This window comes from Agrobacterium tumefaciens (assembly GCF_005221385.1).
Classification (GTDB): Bacteria; Pseudomonadota; Alphaproteobacteria; order Rhizobiales; family Rhizobiaceae; genus Agrobacterium; species Agrobacterium tomkonis.
In genome coordinates, this window is the sequence record NZ_CP039903.1 from 1402526 (window position 1) to 1426159 (window position 23634).

The 23634-nt window shown below is 59.1% G+C and carries 20 protein-coding genes, 1 tRNA gene and 1 riboswitch; of the genes, 11 read left to right on the forward strand and 10 right to left on the reverse strand.

The genetic code is table 11. The features are described from left to right. The first annotated feature begins 175 nt into the window (after window positions 1-175). Both CFBP6623_RS07015 and CFBP6623_RS07020 read left to right on the forward strand, forming a co-directional pair. Window positions 176-835, forward strand: coding sequence for a hypothetical protein (locus CFBP6623_RS07015; RefSeq protein WP_052760219.1), 660 nt, complete (start codon window positions 176-178; stop codon window positions 833-835). Window positions 836-1042: 207 nt separating this feature from the next. Beyond that, window positions 1043-1996, forward strand: coding sequence for a hypothetical protein (locus CFBP6623_RS07020; protein WP_046798376.1), 954 nt, complete (start codon window positions 1043-1045; stop codon window positions 1994-1996). Between the two features lie 56 nt (window positions 1997-2052). On the opposite strand, the gene bluB is transcribed toward CFBP6623_RS07020, so the two are convergent. Further along, a complete protein-coding gene (gene bluB, locus CFBP6623_RS07025) occupies window positions 2053-2766 on the reverse strand; it encodes a 5,6-dimethylbenzimidazole synthase (RefSeq protein WP_046798375.1) in 714 nt (237 codons plus the stop codon). 96 nt (window positions 2767-2862) lie between these two features. Further along, window positions 2863-3044: riboswitch (cobalamin riboswitch) on the reverse strand. Window positions 3045-3116: 72 nt separating this feature from the next. Beyond that, window positions 3117-3947: a TolB family protein gene (locus CFBP6623_RS07030; RefSeq protein WP_046798374.1), complete on the reverse strand. Its 831-nt coding sequence runs from the start codon at window positions 3945-3947 to the stop codon at window positions 3117-3119. Between the two features lie 191 nt (window positions 3948-4138). Between CFBP6623_RS07030 and CFBP6623_RS07035 the strand changes: the two genes are divergently transcribed. Next, window positions 4139-4516, forward strand: a complete 378-nt coding sequence (locus tag CFBP6623_RS07035; protein WP_046798373.1) for a glyoxalase superfamily protein — start codon at window positions 4139-4141, stop codon at window positions 4514-4516. Window positions 4517-4737: 221 nt separating this feature from the next. Here the strand turns inward: CFBP6623_RS07035 and CFBP6623_RS07040 are convergent, their stop codons facing one another. Next, complete coding sequence (locus CFBP6623_RS07040) at window positions 4738-6417, reverse strand: NAD+ synthase (RefSeq protein WP_046798372.1); 1680 nt, start codon at window positions 6415-6417, stop codon at window positions 4738-4740. A 221-nt stretch (window positions 6418-6638) separates the two neighbouring features. Here CFBP6623_RS07040 and CFBP6623_RS07045 point away from each other — a divergent pair, with 221 nt between their 5' ends. The 3 genes from CFBP6623_RS07045 (at window position 6639) to sthA (ending at window position 11365) form a co-directional block, all read left to right on the forward strand. Then, window positions 6639-8579 carry an LTA synthase family protein gene (locus tag CFBP6623_RS07045; RefSeq protein ID WP_167379145.1) on the forward strand — a complete coding sequence of 647 codons (1941 nt, stop codon included), beginning with the start codon at window positions 6639-6641 and terminating at the stop codon, window positions 8577-8579. A 115-nt stretch (window positions 8580-8694) separates the two neighbouring features. Next, window positions 8695-9228 (forward strand): DUF1003 domain-containing protein, encoded by a 534-nt coding sequence (locus CFBP6623_RS07050; RefSeq protein WP_046798370.1) that lies wholly within the window; start codon window positions 8695-8697, stop codon window positions 9226-9228. 733 nt (window positions 9229-9961) lie between these two features. Further along, on the forward strand, window positions 9962-11365 hold the full coding sequence (sthA, locus tag CFBP6623_RS07055) for a Si-specific NAD(P)(+) transhydrogenase (RefSeq protein WP_046798468.1): 1404 nt from the start codon (window positions 9962-9964) through the stop codon (window positions 11363-11365). A 249-nt stretch (window positions 11366-11614) separates the two neighbouring features. Here the strand turns inward: sthA and CFBP6623_RS07060 are convergent, their stop codons facing one another. The 4 genes from CFBP6623_RS07060 to CFBP6623_RS07075 all read right to left on the reverse strand — a co-directional run bounded on the left by CFBP6623_RS07060 (window position 11615) and on the right by CFBP6623_RS07075 (window position 15066). After that, window positions 11615-12265: a hypothetical protein gene (locus CFBP6623_RS07060; protein WP_046798369.1), complete on the reverse strand. Its 651-nt coding sequence runs from the start codon at window positions 12263-12265 to the stop codon at window positions 11615-11617. A 223-nt stretch (window positions 12266-12488) separates the two neighbouring features. Beyond that, window positions 12489-13052, reverse strand: coding sequence for an AAA family ATPase (locus tag CFBP6623_RS27075; protein WP_080842066.1), 564 nt, complete (start codon window positions 13050-13052; stop codon window positions 12489-12491). Window positions 13053-13264: 212 nt separating this feature from the next. After that, complete coding sequence (tig, locus tag CFBP6623_RS07070) at window positions 13265-14743, reverse strand: trigger factor (protein ID WP_046798367.1); 1479 nt, start codon at window positions 14741-14743, stop codon at window positions 13265-13267. Window positions 14744-14983: 240 nt separating this feature from the next. Then, a tRNA-Leu gene (locus CFBP6623_RS07075) sits at window positions 14984-15066 on the reverse strand. A 664-nt stretch (window positions 15067-15730) separates the two neighbouring features. Between CFBP6623_RS07075 and CFBP6623_RS07085 the strand changes: the two genes are divergently transcribed. The 3 genes from CFBP6623_RS07085 to trmFO all read left to right on the forward strand — a co-directional run bounded on the left by CFBP6623_RS07085 (window position 15731) and on the right by trmFO (window position 18449). Continuing rightward, window positions 15731-15877, forward strand: coding sequence for a DUF1127 domain-containing protein (locus CFBP6623_RS07085; protein WP_004433052.1), 147 nt, complete (start codon window positions 15731-15733; stop codon window positions 15875-15877). A gap of 481 nt (window positions 15878-16358) precedes the next feature. Further along, window positions 16359-16502, forward strand: a complete 144-nt coding sequence (locus CFBP6623_RS07090; protein ID WP_003495735.1) for a DUF1127 domain-containing protein — start codon at window positions 16359-16361, stop codon at window positions 16500-16502. Between the two features lie 492 nt (window positions 16503-16994). Then, on the forward strand, window positions 16995-18449 hold the full coding sequence (gene trmFO / locus CFBP6623_RS07095; RefSeq protein ID WP_046798366.1) for a methylenetetrahydrofolate--tRNA-(uracil(54)-C(5))-methyltransferase (FADH(2)-oxidizing) TrmFO: 1455 nt from the start codon (window positions 16995-16997) through the stop codon (window positions 18447-18449). A gap of 41 nt (window positions 18450-18490) precedes the next feature. Here trmFO and CFBP6623_RS07100 read toward each other — a convergent pair whose 3' ends face one another. From CFBP6623_RS07100 to CFBP6623_RS07110, 3 genes are read right to left on the reverse strand one after another with little or no spacing between them, the layout of a single operon-like run. Further along, the gene (locus CFBP6623_RS07100) at window positions 18491-19069 is read right to left on the reverse strand and encodes a TadE/TadG family type IV pilus assembly protein (RefSeq protein ID WP_046798365.1); all 579 of its coding nucleotides are present in this window, start codon (window positions 19067-19069) and stop codon (window positions 18491-18493) included. Next, window positions 19066-19608, reverse strand: a complete 543-nt coding sequence (locus tag CFBP6623_RS07105; RefSeq protein WP_046798364.1) for a TadE/TadG family type IV pilus assembly protein — start codon at window positions 19606-19608, stop codon at window positions 19066-19068. Before CFBP6623_RS07105 ends, CFBP6623_RS07100 begins: the two co-directional genes overlap by 4 nt. A 1-nt stretch (window position 19609) precedes the next feature. Beyond that, on the reverse strand, window positions 19610-20737 hold the full coding sequence (locus CFBP6623_RS07110; protein WP_232370409.1) for a pilus assembly protein: 1128 nt from the start codon (window positions 20735-20737) through the stop codon (window positions 19610-19612). A gap of 647 nt (window positions 20738-21384) precedes the next feature. Between CFBP6623_RS07110 and CFBP6623_RS07115 the strand changes: the two genes are divergently transcribed. Then, window positions 21385-22512: an S-(hydroxymethyl)glutathione dehydrogenase/class III alcohol dehydrogenase gene (locus tag CFBP6623_RS07115; RefSeq protein WP_046798362.1), complete on the forward strand. Its 1128-nt coding sequence runs from the start codon at window positions 21385-21387 to the stop codon at window positions 22510-22512. Between the two features lie 286 nt (window positions 22513-22798). After that, window positions 22799-23539, forward strand: coding sequence for a hypothetical protein (locus CFBP6623_RS07120; protein ID WP_046798467.1), 741 nt, complete (start codon window positions 22799-22801; stop codon window positions 23537-23539). Window positions 23540-23634 lie beyond the last annotated feature (95 nt).

Genomic DNA, 23634 nt, shown 5'->3' on the forward strand with positions numbered 1-23634 from the left:
CAAATATCCACTTAAAGTGGACGAACACAACATACGAAATATGTATATAACGTGCGGTGTTAGCCGCACGCGCCCTTTCATGCATCTCCAGACGACGATGTCGCCCATCTCGAGCCCGAGTGGACGATCAGAGTTTCATTGACCTATGAAGCCCACAACCATCAGGAGTATAGACATGACATCCATTCAGATCACCGCAACCGGCGTCAAACTGCTCGATCCCTTCGTCCCGGTCATCGCAACTTTGCCGACAGGCGAAGCGAAGGAATCCTATTCCATCTCGGTCTCCGGCATGGGGCAGCTGACCGGCATTTCCTATACCGTGCCGGCGCATACCACGGGAAAAATCAAGGCCCAGCTGCAAATCTCGGCGCTTTCCAGCCAGGATGTGAAGGACCTCAACACGCTTGCGCTCGGAATGCTGGATGCTTCCTACCGCGAGGAGATCAACGAATACGAAAAGACCACGGCCAGCGCCAATCTTTCGGTCTGGACATGGTTCTTCGGCGGCGGCGGCGCTTCCGCCTCTTATGAAAAGACCAAACAGGAAATGCGCTCCAAGGGCCTGACGGATCAGCAGATCACCATGCTGATGGAGGCCTTCCTGGAACGCGCAACCAATATGTCGACGGTCGAGATCGAGTTCTATGTGAACAATCAGAACAACGACTACGCCGTCTCCGGTGACGTCTATCTCTACACGGTTTCCGGCACCATCAGCACTGAAAAAGGCACCTCCCAATACCGCATGCTGGCCGATCAGGCGGCGGCTGGCGGTCCTCCGCCAGCCGGCGGCGGCGCTCCCTCCAGCGGCAAGATCATTCCGCTGAACTGAGGGCTCGCGGGGCACGGGCGGCGCAGCCCTTCACCCCAACGGGCGCGCCGCCCCTTAAGAGCATTTCCAGGAAAAGTGGAACCCGGTTTTCCGTCCGGAAATGTGTCAAAACAAGGAGTTGGAGTGTTTTCGTGATTCGAAGAAAAGCGAAAAAACTCTAAAAAACCAGACATCCATCCTTCACCCCTTTTTCCATGAGGCAAGCGAATGACTTTCGAGGAACTCACCGCGCTCAAGGAGCGGCATTACCATCAGCTGACAGGCATACCCGGCGTCACGGCGATCGGCGTCGGGTTGCTTGAGGACGCCGCCGGCGAACTGACACAGGAGCTTGGCCTGATCCTTTACCACCGCGCGCCGGATCCATCGCTGAAGGCGGGTCTGATGACGACGCTGGGCGGCGCGCCGCTGCAGGTGCGGGAAGGATCCTTCGACCGCCCGAGCGAGGCGGTGCGAGAACTGCCCGCGCCCGGGACGGCATGGAAGGATCACCCCAGACGCCTCTCCGACAACCCGCGCGAAAAAGTCGTGGAACCGATGGTCGGCGGCATCAGCGGCAGCCCGGATTACTGGTCCTGGACGGATACCGTCGGCACCATCGGGCTGGTCGTGCGGGCCGCCAACGGAACGCCGCTGATCATGAGCAACGAGCATGTCATCTGCCGGGACAATGCCCAGGTCGGCGATGACGTGTCGCAGCCGGCGCGCACCTGGTTTGGCGATCTTGCCGCCAATATCGTCGCTTTCCAGAAAGGCAACATCGTCTATCAGGGAACGACCTATGGCGTCGATGCGGCCGTCGCCAGCCCGGCGAATGGCCGGCTCGCCACCATCGGCGCAATCTACAACCTCCCCTCGCCGGTGGGGGCGGCCGTTGCGGCGCTCAACATGAATGTTACGAAATCGGGCGTGACCAGCAATATCACCAATGGCGTCGTTTCCGGCTTTTACGACGTGCAGCAGCCGAATATGCGCAACCAGATCGGCATATCGCCGCGCCGCGCCGGCGAGGTCTTCAGCCAGCCGGGCGATAGCGGCAGCGCTGTCATCGACACCGCCGGCAACAATGTCGTCGGATTGTTCTGGGGCGCAAGCGGCGCGATCAGCCTCGCCAGCCCCATTCATCCCATCCTCAATCTTTTTAACTGCACCGTCGTTTGAAGAGACGGTCGCCACCACCCTTCCCGGCTTCGGCCGGGAGGAGTGGATGTCGCCGGTCAACCGCCCCAGCGGTTACGAAACACCAGCTCCTCCAGCGGCACGCGCTGCCGCCAGCCTTTCACCGCCAGTTCCGGCTCGTTGTAGAGCGTATCGACACGGCCGAGGCAGAGCCAGGCGACGATTTCAATATGGTCGGGAATACCGAGGATGGTGCGAATGTCGCTATCGTGGAAAATACTGACCCAGCCGACGCCGACGCCTTCGGCACGCGCCGCGAGCCAGAGGTTCTGGATGGCGCAGACGGTGGAATAGACATCCGTGCGCGGATTATGGGTGCGGCCCAGCACCACCTTGCCACCGCGTGTGGGATCGCAGGTGACGCAGATGCTGAGCGGCGCCTTGCGGATGCCTTCGAGCTTGAGACTGCGATAAAGCGCCTGCTGCTCGCCCGTAAACATCGCCGCTGCCTCTTCATTGGCGCGGCTGAAGGCCACAAAGGCCGCCTGACGGATGGCAGCATCAGTGACGAGCGTGAAATTCCACGGCTGCATGAAACCGACCGAGGGAGCCGAATGCGCCGCTTTTAACAGACGCTCGACAAGTTCGTCCGGCAGCGGATCGGGCAGGAACTGGTCACGCACATCGCGGCGCGTCTCGATGGCGCGGTAAATCGCCTCGCGTTCCGCACCGGAAAACGGGCGGGCGGGCGAAAGCGCGTGGTCGAATGGGCTGGCTTGCAATGGATCGCCAGCGGACGGATCGGTCGGCATCGTTTAACCCCAACAATGCGGGCGCGCCGCTGCCGAAACCATACCGGTTTCGCGCGCACAACGCGCCTCTTCAGCAACCTGCCGCCGTCCGCGCGGTTCGGTCTATCCTGCCAGGCCGGTCTTCTGACTCGACTTCATCCGCCCCTTTCGCCTTCCCGAATAACTTCAGTGGCTTATGAAAAGGGCATCCGCCTCACAGCGCTGGGCACGTTCCGGTTTTTCACCGAATTCCCGATTCTCCCGCCGCAAGGGCGGGCACCTGACGAGAAAACTTATGATCAAGAGGACTTGCGAATGCAAGTATCGTAAGGGCGGTGCGGCAATGTGACCTCAACGAAAACCAAATCGCATCATTCCACAGGGAAATAGCGCACATAAGCGAATTCATCCCCGTCAGGCGACCAGTTGGGCGAGTTCATCGTCCCCTGCCCGCCGAAAAGCTCAAACAGCGTTTCAACATTGCCGCCATCCATATCCATCAGCCGCACCCGCACATCAAGATCACGCGGATGGTCGAAGACATCGCCGCCATAGGAGACAAACACCACCTTGTCACCTTTGGGAGACGGATGTGGAAACCAGTCACCATAGGAACTGTCGGTAATGCGCTCGACGGCGGAACCGTCCACCCGCACCCGCCAGATCTGCATCAGCCCCGTGCGGCTGGAATTGAAATAGACCCACCCACCGTCAGGCGAATAATCCGGCCCGTCATTGCGGCCCTCGCCATGGGTAAGGCGTGTTTCGACGCCGCTCTCAATATCCATGGAATAGATGTCGAAGACCTGATCGCGAATGCCGCAATAGGCGAAACTCTTCCCGTCCGGCGCCCAGCCGTGCCAGTAGGAGGGAAGGTTCTTCGTCATCAGCTTCGGCGTGCCGCCCGTCGATGGCAAAAGATAGATGGCGCTCTTGCCGAATTCCACCTTGTCGGAAATGGCATAGAGCGAACCGTCAGGCGAAATGCCGTGGTCGTTGTTGCATTGCGTCGCAAAGCCGGTATCGACCTTCTCCGGTGAGGAGTCACCGAATGGGGACAGGCGATAGAGCAACCCCTCGCTGTTCAACAGCAGATATTTGCCATCCGGCGACCAGTTCGGCGCTTCGAACAATTCCGGCGTCTGCCACACCGCCCGCATCTGCCGGGTGCGGATGTTGAAGATTTCGATGGAACTGCGCATGCTGCCTCCCGGGCTGTCGATAGTCTGGATCGGACCCTTGGCTGGTGCAGACATTCCGTTTGCTTTCGCCGCCATGGTGATTATGATCCTATGACCGCAGGCACCGTCCTGCAAATTCAAATCGGAAAAAACGCCAGCGTTCCGGCACCGCCCGTAACCCTCCCCGTTTCTCCCAGATCCGAGGTTCCGCGATGAATACCATCGCCGATCACGGCATCCGCTTCGGGCGGATCGCCGCAATGCTTCCTGTCAGAAATATCGAAAAGGCCCATGATTTTTATGTCGGTGTGCTGGGCTTCACAAAAACCTTCGAAAACGGCAACCCCGTCGGTTTCATGATCCTCAAACAGGGCAATGCCGAACTGCACCTGACATTGCAGCCCACCCATAAGGCAGCGCCCTTCAACGTGGCGCATATGATGGTCAGCGATGTCGATGCGCTGCACGCGCTCTGCAAGAGCCACGGGTTGCGCATCATCAAGGGCCTGCAGGACAAGGATTATGGCCTGCGCGCCTTTGTCTTTGAAGACCCTGACGGCAACCGCATCGATGTGGGGCAGGTTATTTGAGATGAATCGGCGGCGCGGCGTGTCCGCGCCGTCTGTTTATCCTCATTGTGGACCGAGCGTGTGCCGCTCATTTCTTCTCCCCGCCGGGGAGAAGGTGGCGCGCAGCGCCGGATGAGGGGGCGACGGTAGAGATATGCGGAGAGCTGGCCCCCTCATCTGCCCCTTCGGGGCATCTTCTCCCCGGCGGGGAGAAGAAATGAGCAGCACCCTCCACCCACCAATCACCTGTCACGAAACCGGTTGGTAATCGGATAACGCCGGTCACGGCCGAAATTCTTCTTGGTGATCTTCACGCCCGGCGCAGATTGCCGGCGCTTGTATTCGGCAAGGTAGAGCAGATGCTCCACCCGGTGCACGGTGGCCACATCATGGCCGCGCGCCAGAATTTCCTCGACCGACATTTCCTTCTCGACAAGGCATTCCAGAATATCGTCCAGCACCGGATAGGGCGGCAGCGAATCCTGGTCGGTTTGGTTGGGGCGCAATTCGGCCGACGGGGCCTTCGCGATGATATTGGCGGGGATCACCTCGCCGGAGGGACCAAGTGCGCCCGGTGGCACATGGGCGTTGCGCCAGCTGGAAATGGCATAGACCTGCATCTTGTAGAGGTCCTTGATGGGGTTGAAACCGCCATTCATGTCGCCGTAGAGCGTGGCATAACCCACCGACATTTCCGACTTGTTGCCCGTCGTCACCACCATCGAGCCGAACTTGTTCGAGACGGCCATGAGAATGGTGCCGCGCGTGCGGCTCTGCAGGTTTTCCTCGGTAATGCCCTCTTCCGTGCCCTCGAAGAGATCTGACAACGCCGAGAGGAAACCCTCCACCGGCTCGACGATCGGCACGATATCGTAACGGCAGCCCAGCGCCCTGGCGCAATCGGCCGCATCCTTCAGCGATTCTTCCGAAGTATAGCGGTAAGGCAGCATGATGCAGCGCACCCGCTCCTCGCCCAGCGCATCCACGGCAAGGGCGGCACAGATCGCCGAATCGATGCCGCCGGAAAGGCCGAGAACCACGCTCTTGAAACCGTTCTTGTTGACGTAATCCCGAAAGCCCAGCATGCAGGCACGGTAATCCGCCTCCTCGCCTTCGGGAATTTTCGAGAATGGTCCGCTGTCGCAATGCCAGCCGTCTGCCGTGCGTTTCCAGTCGGTGACGGCAAGTGTTGCCTCGAACTGGCTCATCTGGAAAGCAAGCGTCTTGTCGGCATTAAAGGCAAAGCTAGCACCGTCGAACACCAGCTCATCCTGCCCACCCAGCTGGTTGGCGAAGACGAGAGGCAGACCGCTTTCGATCACCTGCCGCAGCGCCACCTGGTGGCGCACGTCCAGCTTGCCGCGATAATAGGGCGAACCGTTCGGCACCAGCAGGATTTCCGCCCCGCTTTCGGCCAGCGTCTCACACACGCCCATGTCGTTCCAGATTTCCTCGCAGATCGGAATACCGATCCTGACCCCACGGAAATTATAGGGACCGGAGATCGACCCTTCGGCGAAAACGCGTTTTTCGTCGAACTCGCCGTAATTCGGCAGGTCGATCTTGTCGCGCAGCGCAATGATCTTGCCGCCATCCAAAAGCGCCACCGAATTGTACCGGCCCGTCTCGCCCTGACGCGGAAAACCGATAACGACACCCGGCCCGCCATCGGCGGTGTCCGCTGCCAGCTCTTCCACGGCCTTCAGGCAGGCCTTCAGGAACGCCGGCTTCAGCACCAGATCTTCAGGCGGGTAGCCGGATATGAACAGCTCGGTCAGAAGCAGGAGATCGGCGCCCTGCGTTGCCGCATCGGCCCTTGCCTCACGCGCCCTGGCGAGATTGCCCGCCACGTCGCCAACGGTGGGATTGAACTGCCCGACGGCAATCCGGAGATGGTTCTGGATATCGTGTCTGTCGCTCATGCCATTTCAATACCGCGCCCGTGGCCGCTCCGCAACGCGGCAATTGCATGCCATCGCCTGGACGATGCGCCACCGCTGCGTTCACGCTAAGGTTATCACCGCTCCAGCCATCCTCCGCAAAGTTCATGTCGCGTTCATCGCGCTTATGTGACAGTTACATGACACTTTTGCGACGCCCGATTCACCTCCCCGGATTGGGCGGCCGCCTGAAATACCGGAGTATGAGTTTGAGAGATTCGGCGCCAAAAACAACGGCTTCCGAAAAGGCTGGTTTCGTCTTTTCGCCTGCATGGACAAGGAGCCTTTCCAAGCTTTCGGGCGCGGCCTATACGCTGGCCAATCTGACGGTCGCATCCATCGTGCTCGTCGTGGCGCTGGAATGGATCGCCCGCGGTTCGCTCCATGATGTCGGTGCTTTCCTCACCTCGTCCGCCCGGCCGGGCATGACCACCATTGCCGCCGTGCTCACCCTTCTCGTCGCGCTGGATGCGATCCTTGGCCGGCGTTATCTGTCCCTCATCGCAGTTGCCCCGCTCTGCGCGCTGACGGGGCTGATTTCCGCGCAGAAACAGACCTATCTCTCCGATCCGCTTTACCCATCCGACCTGCTGTTCGGCCGCCAGATTTTCGAGCTCTTACCCACAATGCTGAAGGCGCAACCGCTGACGGCAGTGCTGGTTGGCCTCGGCATCTGCGCCGCCATTGCGGCTGTCGTGGTGCTCTGGTTGCTGGCGCGCCGCCATTCGCCGTCATTGAGCTGGCGTGAACGCGCCGCGGGGCTCGCACTGGCGTTGCCGCTTCTTGCCGGCCTTGCCTCGCTGATGGACTATTCGCATTATTCCTGGGTCCGCGATCGCCTCAACATCATTCCCATGATGTGGGATCAGCAGGAAAACTACCGTCACAACGGCTTCCTGATGGCCTTCGCCTTCAATATTCCGATGGCCAATGTCTCGGCGCCGCAGGGTTATGGCGAAAACAGCATTGCCGACCTGACCTCGGAGCCCGCCGCCTTCGCCGCCAACAAGGGCGATTATCCTGATGTGATCATGCTGATGAGCGAATCGCTGTGGGATCCGACGCGGCTTGAAAACGTGAAGCTCTCCGCCGATCCGATGCCGACCATCCGCGCCAAACAGTCCGGCAACGTGTTCTCGCCCGAGTTCGGCGGCATGACGGCGAATGTGGAATTCGAGGCGCTGACCGGCTTTTCCAACGCCTTCCTGCCCTATGGCAGCATTCCCTATCAGCAATATATCCGCCGCCCGGTGCCCTCGCTCGCCAGCTTCTTCCGCGGTGAAGGTTATTCCGCCATCGCAATGCACCCCTTCCAGGAATGGTTCTGGAACCGCAAGCAGGTCTATACGAATTTCGGCTTCGAGGAATTCCGCTCCGAAGCGACTTTGCCGGCCATGGAAAAACGCGGCAACTTTGCCTCCGACGATGCGCTGATGGACGAGATCATGGCGACGGCCGACAAGGCGCAGAACCCGCTGTTCCTCTTTGCCGTCACCCTTCAGGGACATGGGCCTTACGAGGCGAACCGTTACGCCGAAAACACCATCGGCGTCGAAGGCGACCTCTCCGCCTCGGCCTCGCAGGCGCTGGCCACCTATTCGCAAGGGGTGGCGGAAGCCGATGAAGCGCTTTTGAAAATGATGCGCTGGGCCAAGAAACGCGACCGCGAAACCATCATCGTCCTCTTTGGCGACCACCTGCCGCCGCTTGGCCAGACCTTCGTGGAAAGCGGTTATATGCCGGGCATGGTGGCCAGCCGCCGCGCGCCGCTGGAGGTAATGAAGAAGGAGCATGAGACACCGCTCGTCGTCTGGTCCTCCAAGAAGGGCGTGCGCAAGAATATCGGCAGCATCAGCCCGGCGCTTTTGCCCTATCACGTGCTGAAGACTGCCGGCTTCTCCGATCCCTTTTATACCGGCACGCTCGGCGAGGTGCAGCAGGCCTTCTCCGTCATCGACCGGCATATGCTGGTGGCGACCGATGGCAAGGCCCTACCCGACTGGTCGATCGCCCCGAACGCCGTTCCCGACGTGGTGCGCGATTACCGCCTGCTGCAGTTCGACATGATGTTCGGCGCCCAATATGGCCGCGAGCGCTTCTTCCCCGGCTTCAACTGGCTGCACGAGGGCGCGCCGGCCGTCTGATACTTTTCGGCGGGGACGCCTGAACCGCATGGCAGCGGAAATCGTTTGAATTCCACCGCCATGCGGGTTTATCTCGCACAGAGCGCAGGCACCTCATCAAAACCGGAGACACACCGTGTCAGATATCTCCGACTACATCACGTCGCATTTCAAGCGTTCCTCCCGCGAAATCGGTGAGGTGGAGCGCCGCATTCTGGAACTGTCGCACCAGAAAAAACTGATCTCGCGCGACACCAATGCCGAATTTTCCGCTGGAGCAAGCCTTGGCGACAGGCTGGCCGACAATATCGCCAAGATCGGCGGCTCCTGGGGTTTCATCCTCTCCTTCTGTTTTTTCCTGATCTTCTGGGCGATCATCAACACCATCATCCTGACCACCCGCGCCTTCGACCCGTACCCGTTCATCTTCCTCAACCTGCTGCTTTCCATGCTGGCCGCCATTCAGGCGCCCATCATCATGATGTCGCAGAACCGCCAGGCCGCCCGCGACCGTTTCGAGGCCGCCAAGGATTATGAGGTGAACCTGAAGGCCGAGCTGGAAGTGCTGTCACTGCATGAAAAGATCGACGTTAAGGTGCTGGCCGAACTGGCGGCGCTGAGACAGGATCTCGCCGCACTCCACCACCACGTCACCCGTAAGGACGGCTGACACCGGCAAAATTCATCCCCGCTTTTCCCCGTCCTACCGCGTGCAGTTATCTTGCATCCAGTCCTGCCGGGTGGATGCCAGACGTGGCTGAAACCGAGGGACGGTTCTGATGGGGACGGTGGCGCGTTCGTGACGACAGAACCATTTCGCAAAGTGCGGTGCACAGCCCTTTGCGAGATACGGCATGGTGAAAGACCCGGCTGCGCAACGCATCCGACCCACACCAACCCCGACAATAGCGCAGCCGGGCCATCGCCTGAAGTGCTCCCGCTATCCCCGTCCGGCAGCGCCGTGCGGGATGAAGGTGTTGGGGGTTTGGAGCATAGTGGACGCAGGCGCGTGTGGCTTTACCCCCCTCTGCCCTGCCGGGCATCTCCCCCACAAGGAGGGAGATCGGCAGGAGGCGCTACCTCCACTTCATTCGCAAATGTTGAGATGGAGGAAAACCTGCCCGCGGGTCGATCTCCCCCCTTGAGGGGGAGATGCCCGGCAGGGCAGAGGGGGGTAAGCCACACGCACCTTGCGTCCACCTAAAATTCCCCCCCAGTTACGAATCCGTCAGATTCTTGCGCTACAGATTGACGCAGGCGTTTGTTGCATTGCACTCTTGCGGGCAAGGCTGACGCGGGAATCACTCCCCATCGTCAAAATGGCATCACGACCATTTCGCGACGACGCCGCGCCGGATGCGACATCCGGTTATCGCAATGCATTCTATTCCGGGGTTTTTTTCATGCACCAGTTCGATCTGATTGTTGTCGGCAGCGGTCCGGCGGGAAGACGGGCCGCCATTCAGGCCGCCAAGCTCGAAAAGAAGGTTCTGGTCATCGAGAAGGGCAGCCGCGTCGGCGGCGTTTCGGTGCACACCGGCACCATTCCTTCCAAGACCCTGCGTGAAACCGCGCTCAACCTCACCGGCTGGCGTGAGCGCGGCTTTTACGGTCGCTCCTACCGCGTCAAGCAGGAGATCGACGCCGACGATCTGCGCCGACGCCTGCTCATCACGCTGGATCACGAAGTCGAGGTGCTCGAACACCAGTTTGCCCGCAACCGCGTGCAGCACATTCGCGGCACGGCAAGCTTCGTTGACGCCAACACCATGAAAGTGGTGAAGAACGACGGCGAGATCATGAACGTCACCGGCACCTCCATCCTGCTGACCATCGGCACCCGCCCCTACCGGCCGCCGCACATCCCCTTCGACGGCCAGGCGGTACTCGATTCGGATGAGATTCTCGAAATCAAGGAACTGCCGCGCTCCATGGTGGTCGTCGGCGCGGGCGTCATCGGCATCGAATATGCGACGATCTTCAGCGCGCTCGACACGCAGGTGACGGTGGTGGAACCGCGCGAGACCATGCTGGAATTCATCGACAAGGAAATCGTCGAGGACTTCACCTATCAGCTGCGTGATCGCAATATGAAGTTGATCTTCGGCCAGAAGGCGGAAAAGGTGGAGCGCGACGAGAACGGCAAATGCCTCGTTTCGCTCGGCAATGGCCGCGTGCTCAAAACGGAGACGGTGTTGTTTGCCGCCGGCCGTGTCGGCGCCACCGATACGCTCAATCTTTCGGCCTGCGGGCTGGAAGCCGACAGCCGTGGCCGCCTGAAGGTCGATCCCGAAACCTTCCAGACCTCTGTGCCGAACATCTATGCCGCCGGCGACATCATCGGTTTCCCCAGCCTTGCCTCCACGTCCATGGAACAGGGCCGCATCGCCGCCCGCCATGCGGTCGGTGCACCGGCTGGCGAACCGCCGCAATTCTTCCCCTACGGCATCTATGCCGTGCCGGAGATCTCCACCTGCGGCCTGACGGAAGAAGAAGTCATCGAACGCGGAATTCCCTATGAATGCGGCATCGCCCATTTCCGCGAGACCTCACGCGGCCACATCATGGGTCTCGACAGCGGCCTCTTGAAGATGATCTTCTCGCTAAAGACCCGCCGCCTGCTGGGCGTCCACATCGTCGGCGAAGGCGCAACCGAACTGGTGCATATCGGCCAGGCGGTTCTGAACCTCAAAGGCACGGTGGAATATTTCGTGGAGAATACGTTCAATTACCCCACGCTGGCTGAGGCCTACAAGATTGCGGGGCTCGATGCGTGGAACCGCATGGGTGAGATCAAGAAGGATTGAGCTGCGCGTTCCAGAGAACAACGCGCCAATCTGTTCAGCCAGTGCTTATGCCAAGGTCTTGGCATCCTCGCCCGTCATACCGGCCCTGAGCCGGTATCCAGCCAGCCCAAGTCCTTGGGCTGAAAAGGACTCTCATGGCGCAGACGCGCGCTTGCTGGATGCCGGATCAAGTCCGGCATGACGGAAGAGAGGCCTTTATCTCCATCTTGCATTTCACCTGCGCACGCGCACCGCAGGCAGCCCGCCCACTCACCAGCGAATACTGTACCGCGCACTGACCCCCGGCCGGAAATGATCCGCATAGCCCTGATCCAGCGTTCCCCGCACGGTCAGATTGTCGCCGATCTTCTGCTCCACCGCCACGCCGCTGCTGAATTCGTTGAAGCTGTTGCGGCTGGCCCCCGTCAGCACGAAAGCGGTACCCGTCTCGGAGCGGGAAAGCCGCAATGACTGCGACACGTCGAGGCCGTTCCATTGCTGCGCCGTGCCGTCATAACGCACGGTGAAATTGCGGTTCGCCTCAATATCCAGCTCCGGGGTGACGATGCGCTTCTGCTGCGAGGTCACGGAAACGCTGCTCGAGCCGGTCAGTGCATTGAAGATGACGCCGACATCGCGGGCAAGCGAGACGCCGGGCAACTGCTCGGCAAGCAAGGTGACATTGCCCCATACCCGCACCGGCGTATCCACCACCTGCCCCGTCCTGGAGGCATTCATGCCCATTTCCAAACCCGCACGGATCGGCGTATCGACCGGCAGCTTCGCGCCAATGCGCGCCGTATAGGACCGGTCGGAATTCTTGACCGGCTTCCAGATCAGCCCGGCCTCATCGGCACGAGCAGCGGTGCCGGTGGCGGTGAACAAAGACAACAGAAGGGCGAAACCCGTTCGTGGCGACATATCTTGTCCCCTGGCAAATTAAGGGCGCACCGGGAGAACCCGGCAGGCACGGTAAAAGCTTAAGGCCAATGGTTTGGCGGCGATAAGGCCACATCAAAGCGGCGCGCAATGCCCGAACGGCCGCGTTCCGCGGCCGGGGCAAATCATGCTGCGCAGGGTGCCAGATGAACGGGAGATGAACAAGAGCAGATGCAACAAAAAATCATGCTGCACTGCATTGTGATCAGAACGACGATGAGGAAGCTCTCATGCTCCCTTTTGCGGCTGGGCCTGTACAGCGGGCAAGAATATCATCCACCACCACGTCTAGAGGTCTGGATGAACTGACGACGGTTGCATGAACGGGGAGGTCTTCTTTCGTGGCATGGAGTTGCAAGACAAACTCCCGTTCAGCCGGGTTTCCACCGAATTCGTCCGCGGGCCTGGCTGCCAACCTCTTTTGCAAGGTCGCACCATCAACATCGAGAACAAAGACCTCATCGAACACGTCGATAAAATGCTGAAAGTTCCTCGAGCCACCGCAGAAGAAAGTGATTGCGTGCGTTCGATCTGTCGCAAGCTCCTGAACTTTCTCGACATCCCAAATATGGCGTCGGTGCCGGAAGGCAATATCTCCACCGTCTTGAAACAGGGCGAGATCGACCGGTTCGCCGGTTTCAGGGTCGCCTTTGTAGGCAAGCTCACGATCGCCGTGGATGACATGATAGCCACGCCGCTGGAGTTCCGTTGCCACCGAGGTTTTACCGACGCCGGAAACACCCTCGATCAAATAGTTTCTGACACCCATGACGCTGCCGTTCGACATTCCTCAAATGTGGCCTGCGCCGCCTGATCCGGAGGCCACGCGTTTCGACCATAATAATCCGGAATGACGTAATGATGTCGGCGCTTCAAATCTTCATCACCCGCAAATATTGATCCCGAAAAAGCGCGCACCCAAAACAAAAAGGCCGCAGCTTTCGCCACGGCCTTTTTTCAATCAGCTTGCACTGAAGAAGATTATTCGGCGTCGCCTTCAGCGGCCTTCTTCTTGGCCGGAGCCTTCTTCTTCGGAGCGGCTTCTTCGCCTTCAGCGGCGTCGTCAGCCTTGGCAGCAGCCTTTTTCTTGGCCGGAGCCTTCTTCTTGGTTTCCGTTGCTTCTTCGGCGTCGTCAGCCAGCAGCTCTTCCTTGGAAACGGTCTTGTCCGTTACCGAGATTTCGGAAAGCAGCTTGTCGATGACCTTTTCTTCGAAGATCGGAGCGCGCAGCGAAGCGGAAGCGCCGGGGGTGTTGCGGAAGAAATCGAGGATTTCCTTCTGCTGGCCGGGGAACTGCTGCAGCTGCTGGAACAGCGCGCGCTGCATTTCTTCTTCGGTCACTTCAACGCCGGCCTTTTCGCCGATTTCGGAGAGAACGAGGCCGAGACGGACGCGGCGTTCAGCCAGCTTGCGATATTCTTCGCGGGCTTCTTCTTCGGTCGTGTCTTCGTCAGCGAAGGTCTTGCCGGACTGGGCGAGATCGGTGTTGATCTGGCGCCAGATGTTGTCGAACTCGGCGTCAACGAGGCCAGCCGGGGTGTCGAACTTGTACATTTCGTCCAGCTGGTCGAGGATCTGACGCTTGACCTTCTGGCGGGTGATGTTGCCGTACTGGCTTTCGATCTGGCCCTTGACGATTTCCTTCAGCTTTTCAGCCGATTCGAGACCGAGCTTTTCAGCCAGTTCGTCGTTGATTTCAACGGCGGCAGCAGCGGCAACTTCCTTGACGGTGATGTCGAAGTTGGCTTCCTTGCCTGCAAGGTTTGCAGCCGGATAGTCGGCCGGGAAGGTTACGGTGATGGTCTTTTCGTCGCCAGCCTTGACGCCGACCAGCTGGTCTTCGAAGCCGGGGATGAAGCGGCCCGAACCGAGAACCAGTTCAGCATCTTCGGCAGCTCCGCCGTCGAAGGCAACGCCGTCAACCTTGCCAAGGTAGTTCATGGTGACGCGGTCGCCATCGGCGGCCTTGCCCTTCTTGGCCTCGAAGGTGCGGGCGCTTTCGGCGATCTTGAGGATCTGCTCGTTGATTTCGTCTTCAGAGACTTCAACAACTTCGCGGGTAACCTTGATGCCGTCATTGGCCTTCAGTTCGATGGCCGGGATGATTTCGTAAGCAACGGTGAATTCGAAATCGGATTCAGCCGACAGGATCTTTTCGGCTTCCTGCTCGTCTTCGGTCATGGAGATGGCCGGCTGGGTAGCAGACTTCTCGCCGCGGCTGGAAAGGATTTCGGTGGGCTTTTCACGAACCAGTTCGTTGACGAGGTCGGCCATGATGGACTTGCCGTACATCTTCTTCAGGTGGCCCATCGGCACTTTGCCGGGACGGAAGCCGTTGATGCGAACCTTGTCCTTGGCGTCAACCAGACGCTCGTCCAGACGGGCCTTCATGTCGGCAGCCGGGATCACGACCTTGAGTTCGCGCTTCAGCCCTTCAGCGAGCGTTTCGATAACCTGCATTTTCCTAACCTTCACATCATGGCGGCGGTGCTCAGACAGCCGTTGGTTTACTTTCGAGCACTGCGCCGGAAACATCGTTCCCCGGCCGTGGCTTCCCTTATTTCTTTACACAAGCGCCTGCCGGGCAACATTGCGCCGGCGCCGGAGACAAAGGTGCAAAGGGGATGATGAACCCCGAAGCTCCCCGCATCTTATAAAGATGCACTCTGGCGCAAGCGTGGCACAGCCATGCTTTGCTTGTGGTGCGGGTAGAGAGACTCGAACTCCCACGCCGAAGCGTTGGTACCTAAAACCAATGCGTCTACCAATTCCGCCATACCCGCACGTTGGGCGGCGGTATGTCACAATGTTCAGAAAGGGTCAAGCACGCCGTTCCCACGCCTTTCGTTTCCTCGGGACTTTTCTTGCCGTCTGCGCCGGTGGCAAGAGACGGCCGCCCTCTCCGCTTATTCGCCGCCCGCGCCGGGGGACAGCGCGCAACAGCCGGACAGAGGCGATTTTGGGCAAAAAACGGCAAGCCGCACCACATGCGCCTCCCATCGCCTTTCCGACCCATCTGGCCCGGCACATCGCGTGCGGGCAGGCGCGTAAAACAGGCAATATTTATGCGGCTACATTGACATTATATATAGCCTGCCCCGCAGCCCAAGTTGCCGGATTGCCGGCCCCTGCTCCAAACCGGCGATTCAGGGCTTCCGCACCCTGCCCCGCCCCTTATCCGTTCATCTCACACGCCTTCGCACTGCCGAACCCCCGGGCGACCACCAAAAGCACACAAATTGGTCACAAATTATGCATGAATCGCCGCAATCAGCCTGATTTACCGGCTTGCATTGCATTGCGCGCATAGGTGACATCTTGCTTTGTCTGTTTTTGTTTTGATTAAACCGATTATATTCGTGGTCATACAGAGATCGAGTTCAGCCCCGGACCAAAGCCTCCCAAGACTGGCCGCAGAGACTGAACAGCACGAAGAGGAAGATGAAAATGAACATTGCACGCTCGCTCACCAACTGGCGCAAGTATCGTCAGACCGTAACCGAACTCGGCCGCATGACCGACCGCGAACTGAGTGACCTCGGCATTGGCCGTCAGGACATCCGCCGCGTCGCCAAGACCGCCGTCGGCTTCTAATTATACGCCCCCGCCGCTTGATGCGGCGGATGCGAGACAACCTACCCAAAAAGGCCTGAGGCTCCCGCCTCCGGCCTTTTTTCGTTTTGGGCGGTTCTCCAGGTCGAAAGTGGTTCTGCCGTAGCCACTCGCGCGGTCGGCAGATGAAAAATGCATCGAAGATGCCTGCCATTTGCGCGGCGCGAATAATGCAAGAGCCGCCGCACCGCTCCTTTTTCACCTGAAAAGCCCCTTCAGCGCCGCAAAAGGCCGCCATATCGGTCAAAACCGCCTGAAACACAGGCATTTCCGCTCATATTTTGCCCACATGATATTCAAAGCCGCAAATTTAGCCGACATAGTGCACAAATGCATGGCAGTAGCCTAAATTCTGCACTGCACAACGTGGCTTAATGTCTATATATAAACCTCAACAGCCGAGAGCACAGAGAAACACTGAGCCGGCAGACGAAATCAACAGAGATAGATTGAGGAAACGACCATGAACCCTATCCGCATTGCAAAGAACTGGATCTCCTACCGCCGCACGATCAACGAACTCGGCAGCCTCTCCAACCAGGCTCTGAGCGACATCGGTCTGACCCGTTACGACATCCGTAACGTAGCAGCCCGTTCGTTCCGCTAAGGCGTAAACGATCGTCCCGCTGCCCGACCTCCAGGGCGCGACGATCGAGCGACAGGTTTTAAGAAAACGGCGCCTTTGGCGCCGTTTTTGATTCTCGGGTCTGGCTCGAGAAATTAGCCTTTGGATAGGCGCCCGGCATCGCGGCATATTTCTTCTCCCCGTCGGGGAGAAGGTGGCCCGAAGGGTCGGATGAGGGGCAACGCCAGCGATAGGCCGCACCCTCGCCCCCTCATCCCGCTGTCGCGGACTTCTCCCCGGCGGGAAGAAGAAACAAGGGGTACGCACTCGCTCCCAAAAATGCTTGCCAGCTTCCCAGCCTTGTCGCGAAGTTAGCAGCTCCCCCCTCATACCCTCCATCCCTCAAAAACATTTGGCTGCCCCGGCCATGCATGCTAGTGCATGCCGCAAACAATGCCGTGTCCTTCAGGACCCGTGCGGAACAATCACTCGAGAGACAGCCGGCGGACGGGAGCCTTTGCCCCGCGGCGGCCCATGGACGCCAGCATGCAAGACAAGACCCATTCTCCCATTCATGTCGTGGGCGGCGGACTGGCCGGTTCGGAAGCCGCGTGGCAGATTGCTGAGAGCGGCGTGCCCGTCATCCTGCACGAAATGCGCGGCGTGCGCGGCACGGATGCGCATAAGGGTGATACGCTGGCGGAACTGGTCTGTTCCAACTCCTTCCGCTCCGATGATGCGACGGCCAATGCGGTCGGCGTCATCCATGCCGAAATGCGGCTTGCCGGCTCGCTGATCATGGCCTGTGCCGACAAACATCAGGTGCCGGCCGGCGGCGCGCTTGCCGTCGACCGCGACGGGTTTTCGCTTGCCGTTACCGAAATGCTGGAAAGTCATCCACTGGTGACGATTGTCCGCGAAGAGGTTTCCGGCCTGCCACCGAAGGAATGGGGCAGCACAATCATTGCCACCGGGCCGCTCACCTCGCCGGATCTGGCGGCGGCAGTGCAGACAGAAACGGGTGAGGATGCGCTGGCCTTTTTCGACGCCATCGCCCCCATCGTACACCGCGACAGCATCAACATGGATATCTGCTGGTACCAGTCGCGTTACGACAAGGTCGGCCCCGGCGGCACGGGCAAGGACTACATCAACTGCCCGATGGACGAAGAGCAATATAACGCCTTCATCGACGCGCTGATTGCCGGCGACACGGTCGGGTTCAAGGAATGGGAAGGCACACCCTATTTCGACGGCTGCCTGCCGATCGAGATCATGGCCGAACGCGGCCGCCAGACGCTGCGCCATGGCCCGATGAAGCCCATGGGGCTGACCAATGCCCATAACCCCACCGTGAAGGCCTATGCCGTGGTCCAGCTGCGCCAGGACAATGCGCTCGGCACGCTCTACAACATGGTGGGTTTCCAGACCAAGTTGAAATATGGCGTGCAGGCGGATGTGTTCCGCATGATTCCGGGCCTCGAAAATGCGGAATTCGCGCGTCTCGGCGGCCTGCACCGCAACACCTATATCGATTCCCCGACCCTGCTCGATCCGTCGCTAAAGCTGAAATCCCGTCCGGACCTGCGTTTCGCCGGCCAGATGACCGGCTGCGAGGGATATGTGGAAAGCGCCTCGGTCGGCCTTCTCGCGGGCCGCTTCGCCGCCGCCGAACGGAAGGGCGAGGCCCTGAGCCTGCCGCCGGCCACCACGGCCCTCGGTTCGCTTCTCAACCACATCACCGGCGGCCACCTCTCCTCAGATGATGAGCCGGGCAAGCGTTCCTTCCAGCCGATGAACATCAATTTCGGCCTGTTCCCTGAACTGGAGCCGGGTTCCATCGTCAAGCCGGAAGGCGTGAAACGTTTTCGCGGCAAGGACAAGACGATCATGAAACGCCAGCTGGTTGCAGCGCGAGCGCTGAAGGATTGCGCGCAGTGGCTGGGGATGGGCGAACCCATCAAGGTTTCCGGCGCAGGGGAGCAGTGAACGGGAAAGCCCGTTCAGGGCACATTCGCTAACCGTTATCCTCAGCGAACATTCCAGAAGGACCAGTCCGACTTGCCCTTCTGATATTTATAGTGCCGCGAGAAATACGGATTGACCGTGGCGACATATTCGAACTCGATGGTCGTCGGGTGCAGGAACGAGAATAGCGGGCTATATTTATAACGCCCCGAAATCACGATGACGGCTTCCTCTTCCTTGAAATTTCCCGCCTTCAGCATCTTGTCCCAGGTCACGGCTTCTGCGGACCCGAAGAAGTCGTAGGGCGCGAATTCGACGGTTGCGACGCCGCCCACCAATTTTGCGCTCCGCAAGGTCAGATCGAGCTTCTTCGAGTCAAGAGGTTGCCCGGCCTGAATGACAAAGGTTTTTACCCCCGTCCTCACCCGCTCCTCGAATTCCGGGAAACGGGCGGACCAGCGGGCTGTATTGTCGACGACCGTGACGAAACGGTCGTAGCTGAGCCAGCCACGACCAGTCTCGATCATCACCGCCAGAAAGATGATCAGCATTGGCAATAGCAGGGAGAATTCCACCGCGGCGACGCCGGAGCGCGACCGCACCATGGCGGCGAGGACGGATTTCAGCCGAAACACCATCATTCCGTCACCCGAACGGCGGTGATCGCCAGAGAGACATTCTGTAATTGCGGCTGCGTGTCGCTACCACCGGGGATCAGCAGGCGCGTCGTGGGCAGAATGAATAGCCAATTGTAACCAAGCGCCAGAAGATATTGCCCGGCTTTTTTATCCGGCGCCTGAAACTTGTTCTCGATGGGAAATGTCAGCGGCACGGCGGTGAAATCCGCATCCGGGATCGGGACGAGCGTTATCTTCATGTCGATTTCCGTCGTGCCGAGCAGGAAATTCGAGGCGATGACACGCCTGAATTCGATTTCGGTAACCGCCGTATGGCTTGCCGCCGCCTTGCGCAGCATTTCCGCGCCGGCATTGGCCGCCGTTGCCAGATTGAGAGTGAGCAGCAGCGCCAGACCGACTTCGAAAATACCGAAGACCAGCAGGAAATAGAGCGGCATGAGCAGGCCAAACTCGACGGCGGTGGCCGCCCGGATGTCGAGTGCATAAGAGCGGAACCGAGCACGGCAACGGCGAAAGAGGCCTTTATTTCGGCGAGTCGACATACTACACCTCAAAAGCCGTGATGATGCCGCCAAGACTGTCGCTTTTCCCGCCTGCGGCAATCGTCAGCTTGTAGACGGAATAGATATCAACCGTGATCGAATAACTGCGGCGCTCCCAGAAGACTTTGTCCTTCTGCGCCATTTCGATGATCTTCTTTTCGGGGCCTAGTTGCGGACGCTGGAGCTGCAGGAAGATGTCGATGTCGTTGGTGCCGCCATAGGCGTCGTTACGGCCATTATACCAGACCGAAACCTCATATTTTCCGGGATGCAGTTCGACAATCTTGAAGATGGAACTGTTGGCGTCACTTCTCTTCTGCTTATCCCAATGGCTATCCAGTTCCACCACATATTTGGTCGGCGGTATCCCGCCATTTTCGGCACTCAGCAGGGAAGGTTTTTGCAGTTCGTCCGATTTGGGCGGGCATGGATTGGTCGCCCCGGATTGCAACGCGTCCTCATCGGTTTCTTTCGGTTTGTTGTTTTTCGGATCTTGTGCGTCAGTCGGAGCGACCTCCGGCTGCGAAACACTCGCGCAAGCAGGTCCGGCATCCTTCTTCGGCTCCTCATAACCCTGCCAGCCGAATTTTTTGCGGCACGCCGCATTGCTCCAGTCCTGAAGCTCGATGCCGGGGCCTGTGCCGCCGTCCCATCCAATTTCCTCATAGCTGACGACGCCCCAGCAACCATTCGGGGCGTCGGGGCTTTTACCGTTTTTGAGAATCCGGTCTTTACCGTTCAGCCGGTCGAATGTGTTGTTGACGATCACCTCGCCGTCATAGGGATAGGGAGGAATGCCGCCGCAACGGTAAGTCAGCGCGTAGTCCATCTTTTCGACATTGAACAGGCCGCCCAACACCGTCTTATAGGTAAATTTCGCTTCAATATCGGTGGTCAACCAGTCGATCGTCACGTCGCGGCTCACCACATCCTGTTTGGTGGAAGTGATGAGCGCGTCGAACGTATCCAGCACGTTTTTGCGGCGCACCTCATCGATAGGCACATTCGTCCGGGTCGGTTTCGTCGAGCGCTCACAGGCCTGCGCGATCACCCGTTTCGACTGGCTGTAATAGGCCAGCGCCCGGCCGCCTTCGAACAGCAGTCCGAATGTGAAAAGAAAAACCGGCATCAGCAATGCCGTCATGATCGCAAAATTTGCCCGCCGATCCCTCAGAAGCAGGCGGAAATGACGCGCCGACGCGCTCAAGATTTTTTCAATATGAAACATCTGCAATGATCGCTTTTCATCCAACCGCCACGGATCGTTCCGGCTCCCCCCAGCCAGACACACAAAGACTGCAGCCGGGCGAAATCCCCCCGGCCACAGGATATAAATTCAGCAAAACCGCTGATGCTCACCGCGATCATGGCGGCGCGACACAAGTGGCGAAGGCCAATTGCACTCGCGAGATAAAGGTATTTTCCGGAACCACCGATTGATGGCCGCCCAATTTCATTCGTCATTCTACATGGCGAATTAAACACCAGATTCGTAAATTAAAGATCACCCAAGTATCAAAAATAGTATGTAAAATCATATATTTAAATCAGATATTCATAATTTATTATAGTCGAAATATTCAATTGAATACGCTGGGTCGATATTCCATTGCGGATACAATTTTGCCGAGGCTCGCTCTTCTCGTCCAGCACGAGACGTGCTTCACTTTTTTGGTCGTAACTGAGACGTGAAGGTCGCTTTTGCCCCTTGTCCCTGCCGACAAGCTCGGGCAAAACAGCCCTATCCAATCATGAGACAACGCCAGGAGATCGAAAATGGACGTACGCGCCGCTGTTGCCATTCAGGCAGGAAAACCGCTTGAGGTCATGACCGTCCAGCTGGAAGGTCCCCGCGCCGGCGAAGTGCTTGTTGAGGTCAAGGCGACCGGCATCTGCCACACCGACGATTTCACACTCTCCGGTGCTGACCCGGAAGGTCTGTTTCCGGCAATCCTCGGCCATGAGGGTGCCGGTATCGTCGTTGATGTCGGCCCCGGCGTCACCTCGGTCAAGAAGGGCGATCACGTCATTCCGCTCTACACGCCGGAATGCCGCGAGTGTTATTCCTGCACCTCGCGCAAGACCAATCTCTGCACCTCGATCCGCGCCACCCAGGGTCAGGGCGTCATGCCTGACGGTACCTCGCGTTTCTCGATCGGCAAGGACAAGATCCATCACTACATGGGCTGCTCGACCTTCTCGAACTACACCGTCCTGCCGGAAATCGCGCTCGCCAAGATCAATCCCGACGCGCCCTTCGACAAGGTCTGCTACATCGGCTGCGGCGTCACCACCGGCATCGGTGCTGTCATCAACACCGCCAAGGTCGAGATCGGCGCGACCGCCATCGTCTTCGGTCTCGGTGGCATCGGCCTCAACGTGCTGCAGGGCCTGCGCCTTGCCGGTGCGGATATGATCATCGGTGTGGACATCAACAATGATCGCAAGGCGTGGGGCGAGAAGTTCGGCATGACCCACTTCGTCAACCCCAAGGAAGTCGGCGACGACATCGTGCCCTATCTCGTCAACATGACGAAGCGCAACGGCGACCTGATCGGCGGCGCGGATTATACGTTCGATTGCACCGGCAATACCAAGGTCATGCGTCAGGCGCTGGAATCCTCGCATCGCGGCTGGGGCAAGTCTGTCATCATCGGCGTTGCCGGTGCCGGCCAGGAAATCTCGACGCGCCCGTTCCAGCTCGTCACCGGCCGCAACTGGATGGGCACCGCCTTTGGCGGCGCACGCGGCCGCACCGACGTGCCGAAGATCGTCGACTGGTACATGGAAGGCAAGATCCAGATCGATCCGATGATCACCCACGTGATGCCGCTCGAAGACATCAACAAGGGTTTCGACCTGATGCACAAAGGCGAAAGCATCCGCGGCGTCGTGGTCTATTGATCGGCAAATCACAGGAGGCGGGCGCGTTCGGCGCGCCTGCCTTGCATGCAAACGTGATCGCCGCCGCCGCCCTGCAGCCCAGACGATTAACGGGACAGTAAATCTATCGTCGTAAGGCAATACTACGCGGCGAGGTTGAAAAATCTCTTTCCCCGGCCAGTTAACGCCAGACAGCGGAGAGCGACCTCTGAAAATCGTACCGATCGACAACGGAAACCGCGCCGCCGCCGTTGCCCTTTTGGCGAAAGGTTTCCCCGAAAAAAGCGCGGCTTTCTGGTCCCGCGGACTGGCGCTTATCAGCGACCACCATGCGCGCCGGAAACTCGGTTCGATCGGGCAATTGTTGATGAAGGGTGAGGACGCGGCGGGCGTTCTGTTGACGATCAAAAGCCGTCTGCCCGAAACCGGCAGCATCGTCGTCAACCTGTCCAGCTGGTATGTCGAGCCTTCGTGCCGGTGGTTTGCACCGCGTATGCTGCAAATGGCCTCCTCGTCTGAGGAAGAACTGTTTACCGACCTCACCCCGTCTCCCGAAGCCTGCAAGCTGAACGAGAGGCTGGGTTTTCAGACGGTGACGGATCACACGCTTTTTTATCCCCTGCCGCTCAAGGCTCTGCGTCCTTCCGGCGCGCGACTGAGCCCGCTTGCAGCCGCGTCGCCCGATACCCTGCCGGCCGCAATGCGTGAGATGCTGGAAGATCACCTGCGGCTCGGCTGTATCGTGGCCATAATGCAGGCGGACGGCCATCACTATCCGCTGGTGTTCTTGAAAACCACAACCAAAAAGCTGCCCTCCGCCCGCTTGATTTATTGCGAGGACCGAGAGATCGCGCAAAGGCATATTTCTGCAATCGCCCGCCATCTTCTTTTCCGGGGCAGGCTTGCCCTGACGATGGCGGCGCTTGATGGTGAGCGCAATGCCGGCGGGTTCGCGGCACATAAATTCGCGCCGATACAAGTAAAAGGCGCATGGAACCCACATTTTATTAACGAAACATACTCAGAGTTGGTGTTATTGCCACCCTAGGTATTTTAGTGAACCATAACTGACCTGACAGAATATCGACCTTTATAGATAAAGCGTCATTTCGGGCGGGTTTTATGGGAAACACACGGGAAATC

What these genes read in the sequence shown, in the direction of transcription:
- CFBP6623_RS07015 (WP_052760219.1), top strand. Translation starts at nt 176, where the DNA reads ATGACATCCATTCAGATCACCGCAACCGGCGTCAAACTGCTCGATCCC.
- CFBP6623_RS07020 (WP_046798376.1), top strand. Translation starts at nt 1,043, where the DNA reads ATGACTTTCGAGGAACTCACCGCGCTCAAGGAGCGGCATTACCATCAG.
- bluB (WP_046798375.1), bottom strand. Translation starts at nt 2,766, where the DNA reads ATGCCGACCGATCCGTCCGCTGGCGATCCATTGCAAGCCAGCCCATTC.
- CFBP6623_RS07030 (WP_046798374.1), bottom strand. Translation starts at nt 3,947, where the DNA reads ATGCGCAGTTCCATCGAAATCTTCAACATCCGCACCCGGCAGATGCGG.
- CFBP6623_RS07035 (WP_046798373.1), top strand. Translation starts at nt 4,139, where the DNA reads ATGAATACCATCGCCGATCACGGCATCCGCTTCGGGCGGATCGCCGCA.
- CFBP6623_RS07040 (WP_046798372.1), bottom strand. Translation starts at nt 6,417, where the DNA reads ATGAGCGACAGACACGATATCCAGAACCATCTCCGGATTGCCGTCGGG.
- CFBP6623_RS07045 (WP_167379145.1), top strand. Translation starts at nt 6,639, where the DNA reads ATGAGTTTGAGAGATTCGGCGCCAAAAACAACGGCTTCCGAAAAGGCT.
- sthA (WP_046798468.1), top strand. Translation starts at nt 9,962, where the DNA reads ATGCACCAGTTCGATCTGATTGTTGTCGGCAGCGGTCCGGCGGGAAGA.
- CFBP6623_RS07060 (WP_046798369.1), bottom strand. Translation starts at nt 12,265, where the DNA reads ATGTCGCCACGAACGGGTTTCGCCCTTCTGTTGTCTTTGTTCACCGCC.
- CFBP6623_RS27075 (WP_080842066.1), bottom strand. Translation starts at nt 13,052, where the DNA reads ATGGGTGTCAGAAACTATTTGATCGAGGGTGTTTCCGGCGTCGGTAAA.
- tig (WP_046798367.1), bottom strand. Translation starts at nt 14,743, where the DNA reads ATGCAGGTTATCGAAACGCTCGCTGAAGGGCTGAAGCGCGAACTCAAG.
- CFBP6623_RS07085 (WP_004433052.1), top strand. Translation starts at nt 15,731, where the DNA reads ATGAACATTGCACGCTCGCTCACCAACTGGCGCAAGTATCGTCAGACC.
- CFBP6623_RS07090 (WP_003495735.1), top strand. Translation starts at nt 16,359, where the DNA reads ATGAACCCTATCCGCATTGCAAAGAACTGGATCTCCTACCGCCGCACG.
- trmFO (WP_046798366.1), top strand. Translation starts at nt 16,995, where the DNA reads ATGGACGCCAGCATGCAAGACAAGACCCATTCTCCCATTCATGTCGTG.
- CFBP6623_RS07100 (WP_046798365.1), bottom strand. Translation starts at nt 19,069, where the DNA reads ATGATGGTGTTTCGGCTGAAATCCGTCCTCGCCGCCATGGTGCGGTCG.
- CFBP6623_RS07105 (WP_046798364.1), bottom strand. Translation starts at nt 19,608, where the DNA reads ATGTCGACTCGCCGAAATAAAGGCCTCTTTCGCCGTTGCCGTGCTCGG.
- CFBP6623_RS07110 (WP_232370409.1), bottom strand. Translation starts at nt 20,737, where the DNA reads ATGCCGGTTTTTCTTTTCACATTCGGACTGCTGTTCGAAGGCGGCCGG.
- CFBP6623_RS07115 (WP_046798362.1), top strand. Translation starts at nt 21,385, where the DNA reads ATGGACGTACGCGCCGCTGTTGCCATTCAGGCAGGAAAACCGCTTGAG.